Annotated in this window: 2 protein-coding genes and 1 pseudogene; 2 read left to right on the top strand and 1 reads right to left on the bottom strand. The window is 73.4% G+C overall.

All coding sequences use genetic code 11. The features are described 5' to 3' along the window. Positions 1-787 (top strand): annotated as a pseudogene (locus AB0J52_RS37655) (glycoside hydrolase family 38 N-terminal domain-containing protein); the annotation flags it as partial. Between the two features lie 55 nt (positions 788-842). On the opposite strand, the gene ppgK reads toward AB0J52_RS37655, so the two are convergent. Further along, the gene (gene ppgK / locus AB0J52_RS37660) at positions 843-1,634 is read right to left on the bottom strand and encodes a polyphosphate--glucose phosphotransferase (RefSeq protein WP_500187753.1); all 792 of its coding nucleotides are present in this window, start codon (positions 1,632-1,634) and stop codon (positions 843-845) included. 93 nt (positions 1,635-1,727) lie between these two features. Between ppgK and AB0J52_RS37665 the strand changes: the two genes are divergently transcribed. After that, positions 1,728-2,092: FAD-dependent oxidoreductase (locus AB0J52_RS37665; RefSeq protein WP_500187754.1), on the top strand; the 365-nt coding region annotated here is incomplete at its 3' end.

The raw sequence follows: 2,092 nt of genomic DNA on the forward strand, positions 1-2,092 counted from the left end.
GGAGGTCCACGCGGACGAGCCGTTCACACGGGTGTCGGTGGCGTTCGACAACCCGTGCCGGGACCACCGCGTCCGGCTGCACCTGCCGTTGCCGCGCCGGGCGGACCGGTCGTTCGGCGAGGGTCAGTTCGCGGTCGTGGAGCGCGGCCTGACCGGTGAGGGCGGGCACGGCGAGGTCCCGGTGCCGACCTTCTCCGCGCACGCGTTCGTCGCGGCGGGCGGCCTCGCGGTGCTGCTCCGGCACGTCACCGAGTACGAGGTCGTGAACGACGGCGCCGAGCTGGCGCTGACACTGCTGCGGTCGGTGAACTGGCTGTCGCGCGACGACAACGGGCTGCGCGAGGAGCCCGCCGGGCCGCAGATCGCCACGCCGGACGCGCAGTGCCCCGGCCGCCACGTCTTCGAGCTGGCGCTCATGACCTACGACGGCGACCGTCCCGGCCCCGAGGTGCTCGCGGCGGCCGAGCTGTTCGGGCACGAGCTGAAGACCGTGCGAGGGCTCGCGCCCGAGGGCACGCCCGCTCCCGCGCCGCGTCCGGGGATCGGGATCGAGGGGGACGGCGTGGTCCTGTCGTCCCTGCGCCGCCGCGACGGGAACCTTGAGCTGCGGGTGGTGAACGAGCGTCCAGAGCCGGTCGATGCCGTCGTGACCGGCGACTTCGCCTCGGCGGCACGCTGCGACCTGGCGGGCCGCCCGGCGGGGGAGGGCGAACCGCTGGAGGTCGCGGCGGGCCGCTGCGTGCTGCCGTTGCGGCCGTGGGAGATCGCGACCGTCACGCTCGGCTGAGCGGAAGGACGGGCCCCGGCCGGGTGGCGGACAGGTGCCGCCCGGCCGGAGGCGGTCAGGACGCCGGGGGCGTGGCCGGGCCACTCGGAGCGTTGGGCAGGGTGTGCGCGGCGGCCTTCGCGGCGGCCATCGCGGCCCCGACGATCCCCGCCGAGTTCTGCAGGGACGCCGGGACGATCGGCGCCCGCACGTCGGTCAGCAGCGGGACGAACTTGTCCGCCTTGCGGCTCACGCCCCCGCCGAGGATGATCAGCTCGGGGTTGACCAGGGCCTCCAGCCGCGAGATGTACTCGTTCAGCCGCTCGGCCCACTGGTCCCAGCCGAGGTCCTTCTCCTTGCGGACCCGCGCCGCCGCGCGCCGCTCGGCGTCCTTGCCGCGGATCTCGATGTGCCCGAACTCGGTGTTGGGCACCAGCACGCCGTCCACGAACAGCGCGCTGCCGATGCCCGTGCCGAGCGTCAGCATCAGCACCGACCCGCGCCGGTCGCGGCCCGCGCCGTGCGTCATCTCGGCGACCCCGGCCGCGTCCGCGTCGTTGAGGACGGTCACGCGCCGCCCGGTGACCTGCGCGAACAGCTCGGCCGCGTCCAGCCCGATCCAGCCCTTGTCCATGTTCGCGGCGGTCATCGTCGTCCCGTTGATCACCACGCCGGGATAGGTCACCCCGACCGGGCCCTCCCAGCCGAAGTGCTCCACGACCTGCGCGACCCCGCCGGCGACCGCCGCCGGCAGGGACGGCTCGGGCGTCGCCATGCGCAGCCGCTCGGCGGTCAGCTCACCCGTGTCGAGATCGACCGGCGCGCCCTTGATGCCCGATCCTCCGACGTCGACGCCCAGCATCTCCATGCCCACTGCCTACCCCACCTCGTTCCGGAACAGCCTAAAGATCATTCCAACTGGGGACTTATAGAAACACCGGACCTTCGCCACACTGGGGACGTGTACGACTTCGACATCCTCGTGCTCGGATCGGGCCCCGGCGGGCAGCGCGCCGCCATCGCCGCCGCCAAGCTGGGCCGCCGGGTGGCGGTCGTGGACCGCCGCGACATGATCGGCGGAGTCTGCATCAACACCGGGACGATCCCGTCCAAGACGCTGCGCGAGGCGGTGCTGTACCTCACCGGTCTCAGCCAGCGCGACCTCTACGGGCAGAGCTACCGGGTCAAGGAGGACATCACCGTCGCCGACCTCGGGATGCGCACCCGGCACGTCGTCGGCCGCGAGATCGAGGTCGTGCGCAGCCAGCTCGCCCGCAACCACGTGACCGTGCTGCCCGGCGTCGGCCGGTTCCTCGACCCGCACAC

Origin of the sequence: Spirillospora sp. NPDC049652 (assembly GCF_040675125.1) — a bacterium.
In the GTDB taxonomy this organism is placed as follows: domain Bacteria; phylum Actinomycetota; class Actinomycetes; order Streptosporangiales; family Streptosporangiaceae; genus Spirillospora.

Bases quoted from the DNA above. Each gene is read 5' to 3' on its own strand.
- ppgK (WP_500187753.1), bottom strand. From the start codon at position 1,634: ATGGAGATGCTGGGCGTCGACGTCGGAGGATCGGGCATCAAGGGCGCG.